The organism is Phenylobacterium sp., from assembly GCF_036263695.1.
In the GTDB taxonomy this organism is placed as follows: domain Bacteria; phylum Pseudomonadota; class Alphaproteobacteria; order Caulobacterales; family Caulobacteraceae; genus Phenylobacterium.
In genome coordinates this window covers 1-4558 of the sequence record NZ_DATAGM010000475.1, presented here as the reverse complement: position 1 = coordinate 4558, position 4558 = coordinate 1, and the positions used below count along the sequence as shown (strand labels likewise).

Sequence of the window (4558 nt, the reverse complement as noted above, 5' to 3'; positions counted from 1 at the left end):
TTAATCCGATCCAAACTCTGCGGCCCCAAGGTGGGCCTCGCAAACCCCAGGGGACCAGAATGACCCTCAACGCCATCCTTCAAGCTGTGGCCATGGCCGGCGCCGCCGCCTGCGCGGGCGCCTACGTGTACGCCTACATCTTCAAGCCGCGCGGCGACCGCCGGATGCATGTGGCCAGCCTGCTGTTCTCCGGGATCGCCTTGGCCAGCGTGCCGGTGGTCCTGTCGAGCGCCCCCTCGGGCGTGTCCACCGTCGGCGCCGTGAGCCTGGTGTTCTTCCTGCTGCTTTCCAGCCTGCTGCAGGCGATGACCGCCTTCCGCGGCCGCAAGGGCGACCGGCGGTCCGGCGAGCGCCGCGCGGACGAGCGTCGAACCGAGGATCGGCGCAGCGAGGAACCGGCGCGCCTCAAGGACGCCGCCTAGCTCTTCGCAGGCTTGCGTTTCAGCGCCACGTAGATGGCCCCCTCGCCGCCGTGGCGGCGGTGGGCTTCGGCGATGCCGGCCACGACGCCGGCCAGGCGCGGATCAGCCAGCCACTCGGGCGCGCGCCGCCGCAGAACGCCGTCGCCGAGCGTGCCCTTGCCGGTGATCACCAGCACCGAGCGGTAGCCCTCGTCCCAGGCGCGGAAGAGAAACGCCTCCAGCGCGGCGCGGGCGCGGTCCTGGTCGAGCCCATGCAGGTCGATGCGGCCGCCGATCGGGTCGCGGCCGCGGGCGATGCGGGTCAGCCGGCCGGGCTCGATGGGCTCGGCGCCGGTGCGCCGCGGGGCCGGCTTCGGAGCCGGCTGCACGATCACCTTCGATCCGGGCGTGAGTTTCGGCGCCGGCGCAGGCGAGGCCTCGGCCTGGGGCGGCGGCTTTGGCGCGGAGCGGCCCGGCAGCGGATGGACGGTGGAGGCGACCAGGCCCCAGAGGCGCAGCTCGTCCGGCTTCAGCGGCCGCTTCACCGCCGTGCGCCCGCCTTCGGCCGCAGCCGGTAGAGCTTCAGGCGGTGGCGCACACGGCCGGCCTCCAGGCCCGCCGCCGGCCCCGAGCCGATGTAGAGGTCGGCGCGCACCGGGCCCTTGATCGCCCCGCCCACGTCCAGGCCGAGCACCAGCCGCTGATAGGTGGGAAAGGCGCCGGTCAGAATCGGCGCGTCGGCGTCGATCCAGAAGACGTCGCCCATGGCGTGGCGCGAGGGATCCACGGCGATCGCCCGTCCCGGCGGCAGGGGCACGTTGGCCGCCCCCGCCGGCTCGCGGCCGTCGTCGGGCGCCAAGCTGAAAAAAACGTAGCGCGGATTGAGCCGCATCAGCTCGTCCGCCCCCGGGCCGCGGTTGGCGGCCAGCCAAGCGCGGATCGCCTCGGCGGAGGCGCCGTCGGGCGGGAGCAGACCGCGCTCGCGCATCGGATTGGCGAGGCCGACGAAGGGGCGGCCATTGTGGGCGGCGTAGAGGGCCTTCATCCGTCGGCCGTCTTCGAACACCAGAACGCCCGAGCCCTGGACCTGCAGCAGGAAAAGCTCCTCCGGGCGCATCCAGGCCAGCGGCCGCTCGGCGGGGTCGGCCTCGATGGCGGTGCGGTCGGGATACGGCTCGAGACGCCCGTTCGCCTGGCGGACCACGGCCGGCTTGCCCGCCATGGCGGGGTCGAGCCGGCCGCCGTCGACGGTGACGAGGTCGGCGGGCTTGGCCCGCACCGGCGCGCTGAACTCGCGGCTCGGGGCCCGGCGCGCCTCGTAGCGCGGCGCGAAATAGGCGGTGAGCACGCCCTCCCCGTCGGCCCGCTCGGCCTGGAAGTGCGACTCCAGGAACTGCCGGGCGGCGGCTGGGCCGAGCGAAGGGCCGGCCTTGGCCTGGCGGCAAATGGCGGAGAGGGCGAGATCGCGGGTGACCTGGCAGGTGGCGCGCAGGGCGGCGAAGGCCGCAGCGTGATCCTCGCCGCCCCATCCCGGCAGCGCCGACAGCGGAATCACCCGCGGGGCGGGCCGGGCCGGCGGCGGCGGAGCGGGGGGCGGCCCAGGCGGGGCGAAGGCTACGGGCCCGCGCGGACCGGCGCAGGCGACGAGCAGCAGAGCGAGGGCCAGCGCTCCGACCGAACGCAGCGGCAAGGCCTTACGCCTCCGCTGCGTCCACGTGAACCAAGATCCAGTTGGGGTCTTTGCTCTTCAGCTTGCGCTCGAAGGTCCAGAGCTCGGCCGTGCGGCGGTCGTCCACCGCCTCGCCTTCCGGACCGGTGGTGCGGCTGCGGAATTCGGCCAGGAAGCGGACCGTCATGCGGGCCAGCTCGCCGAGCACCTCGGCCTTGTCCAGGTCGGCGCGCGGCTGGTGCAGGAACTCCACGTTCTCGGTCCGGCCCTCGGCCTCGCGGGCGGCGATGGCCGAATCGAAGCTGGCGAACACCTGCGGCGACAGCAGCCGGCGAAGCGTGTCGCGGTCGCCTGCGGCGAAGGCGCGGACGGTCATCTCGTAGGCGGCCCTGGCCCCCTGCAGGAAGCGGTTAACCTCGAAGCCGGGATCCTGGGCGCGCACGGCCGCTAGGCCGGTGAGCGCGACGCCTTCCTCCGGCGCCTCCAGCGGCTGTTTGGGCGCACGGCCCGCCGCGGCCACTTCGGCGGCCGGTTGGTCTTCCGGTTGGCGGCCCACCCGCCGCCCCAGCACCGAGTAGAGCTGGTAAAGCACGATGGCGGCGAGGCCGGCGATGATGATCAGTTCCAAGACCTGCACGGGCTCTCGAGGGAATGACGGTACGCGTTGAGCACAATATAGGACGGGGGAACGTCCGCGTCAGGGGCGACGTTGCATCGCCCTGGGACGCATGTTAGCCCGCCGCTGATTAACGACGCTTTCCTGCGTCGATTCCACGGACAGCTCATCACATGACCGACACCGACGCGGCCGCTCCGGCCCAGGGAAACGGCGCGGGCCAGGAACCCGGCATCCGCATCCTCGCCCAGTTCATCCGCGACCTGTCGTTCGAGAACCCCCGCGCGCCGGAAAGCCTGCGGGGCAACGCGCCCCAGCCGCAGATCGACATCGGGGTCGAGATGAACGCTCGCGGCCGCCCGGACGGGCTGTTCGAGGTGGACCTGAAGCTGTCGGCCCGGGCGATGCGCGACGACGGCCCGGTGTTCGTGGCGGAGCTGCTCTACGGCGGCGTCTTCGAGATCCTCGGCGTGCCGCCGGAGGAGCTGGAGCCGGTGCTGCTGATCGAGTGCCCCAGGTTCTTGTTCCCGTTCGCTCGCCGGATCATCGGCGACGTCACCAGCGACGGCGGCTATCCGCCCTTCTTGCTGGACCCGATCGATTTCGCCGGCGTCTACGCCGGCCGCAAGGAGCAAGAGACGGTGGGGACGGCCTGAGCGGCCGTCCACCTACTCAGAGCTGATTGAACTCGCCGCAACCGCAGCGGATGACGGTGTGGCGCAGCTCGGAGCTGGGACCGGTGAAGATCACCCGCTCGCAGGCGCCGCAGCGGTGGCCTTCCTCAAGACCGGCGTCCTCGATCTCCTCGGCCTGAAGCAGGGTCCGTTGACCGACCCAGCAACCCGGGAAGGTCCTCATCGACACAAAGCTCATCGCGACAGCCCCTTACAAACGCGTGCGGCGCAGCACGCCTAATCGGTCTTTGCTGCAACGCACAAGGGCTTATTAGGTTCGTCGCAAATAAATCAATGACGCGGCGCGGTCGGCGCCCAGCGTTTCGGCAACCGGTTCTCGGGCCGGGGCGGCCGCACCAGGTCTAGGGCCACCAGCGCACCTAGACGTGCAAGCTCCAGCCACACAGGGCCGGGTTTCCCTTCCGTCGATCCGCCGCTCGTTCTGACCACCATCGCCTTCAGCCTGTGCTCCAAGCTATGCCGCGACCCAAACGCGGTGGCCACAGGTAAGTTGCTAGCGCGGCATGCTCCGCCGCTCTAGCGTGCCCCGCTCGACAGACCTGGAGGTGAGAAGATGACCGCGTCGCAACGCCCCGAGACCCTCGTGCTGCACGCCGGCTGGCGGGCCGACCCTGCGACCGGCGCGGTGGCCGTGCCGATCTATCAGACCACCTCCTACCAGTTCCAAAGCACCGAGCACGCCTCGGCCCTGTTCGCGCTGCAGGAGAGCGGCAATATCTACACGCGGATCGGCAACCCCACGACCAGCGTGCTGGAGGCGCGGATCGCCGCGCTCGAGGGCGGGGTCGCGGCGCTGGCGCTGGCGTCCGGCCAGGCGGCCAGCGCATTCTCGCTGCAGAATCTCGCCCGGGCCGGCGACAACGTGGTCAGCGCCACAGACCTCTACGGCGGCACCTGGAACCTGTTCGCCAACACCCTTAAGGACCAGGGCATCGAGGTGCGGTTCGTCGATCCCGCCGATCCTGAAGGGTTCCGCCGCGCGACCGACGAGCGAACCCGCGCCTACTACGCCGAGACCCTGCCCAACCCGAAGCTCGCGGTCTTCCCGATAGCCGAGGTGGCCAAGATCGGCCGCGAGCTCGGCGTGCCGCTGATCATGGACAACACGGCCGCGCCGGTGCTGTGCCGGCCGCTGGAGCACGGCGCAGCGATCGTCGTCTATTCGGCCACCAAGTAC

The 4558-nt window shown here is 71.3% G+C and carries 7 protein-coding genes; 3 read left to right on the top strand and 4 right to left on the bottom strand.

Translation table 11 applies throughout. The features are described from left to right. Positions 1-59: 59 nt before the first annotated feature. Positions 60-422: a hypothetical protein gene (locus VHK87_RS19085; RefSeq protein WP_329636480.1), complete on the top strand. Its 363-nt coding sequence runs from the start codon at positions 60-62 to the stop codon at positions 420-422. On the opposite strand, the gene VHK87_RS19080 is transcribed toward VHK87_RS19085, so the two are convergent. From VHK87_RS19080 to timA, 3 genes are read right to left on the bottom strand one after another with little or no spacing between them, the layout of a single operon-like run. Beyond that, on the bottom strand, positions 419-946 hold the full coding sequence (locus VHK87_RS19080; protein ID WP_329636479.1) for a Smr/MutS family protein: 528 nt from the start codon (positions 944-946) through the stop codon (positions 419-421). The genes VHK87_RS19085 and VHK87_RS19080 overlap by 4 nt on opposite strands. Then, positions 943-2091 (bottom strand): MltA domain-containing protein, encoded by a 1149-nt coding sequence (locus tag VHK87_RS19075; RefSeq protein ID WP_329636478.1) that lies wholly within the window; start codon positions 2089-2091, stop codon positions 943-945. Before VHK87_RS19075 ends, VHK87_RS19080 begins: the two co-directional genes overlap by 4 nt. A 4-nt stretch (positions 2092-2095) precedes the next feature. Beyond that, complete coding sequence (gene timA / locus VHK87_RS19070; RefSeq protein ID WP_329636477.1) at positions 2096-2707, bottom strand: TIM44-related membrane protein TimA; 612 nt, start codon at positions 2705-2707, stop codon at positions 2096-2098. Between the two features lie 152 nt (positions 2708-2859). Between timA and secB the strand changes: the two genes are divergently transcribed. Further along, on the top strand, positions 2860-3342 hold the full coding sequence (secB, locus tag VHK87_RS19065; protein WP_329636476.1) for a protein-export chaperone SecB: 483 nt from the start codon (positions 2860-2862) through the stop codon (positions 3340-3342). A gap of 16 nt (positions 3343-3358) precedes the next feature. Here the strand turns inward: secB and VHK87_RS19060 are convergent, their stop codons facing one another. Continuing rightward, entirely contained in the window at positions 3359-3544 is a 186-nt protein-coding gene (locus tag VHK87_RS19060; protein ID WP_329636475.1) for a hypothetical protein, read from the bottom strand. A gap of 390 nt (positions 3545-3934) precedes the next feature. On the opposite strand from VHK87_RS19060, the gene VHK87_RS19055 reads away from it, so the two are divergent. Further along, positions 3935-4558 (top strand): PLP-dependent transferase (locus VHK87_RS19055; RefSeq protein WP_329636474.1); only part of this gene is annotated, 624 nt, incomplete at its 3' end.

What these genes read in the sequence shown, in the direction of transcription:
- VHK87_RS19085 (WP_329636480.1), top strand. Translation starts at nt 60, where the DNA reads ATGACCCTCAACGCCATCCTTCAAGCTGTGGCCATGGCCGGCGCCGCC.
- secB (WP_329636476.1), top strand. Translation starts at nt 2,860, where the DNA reads ATGACCGACACCGACGCGGCCGCTCCGGCCCAGGGAAACGGCGCGGGC.
- VHK87_RS19060 (WP_329636475.1), bottom strand. Translation starts at nt 3,544, where the DNA reads ATGAGGACCTTCCCGGGTTGCTGGGTCGGTCAACGGACCCTGCTTCAG.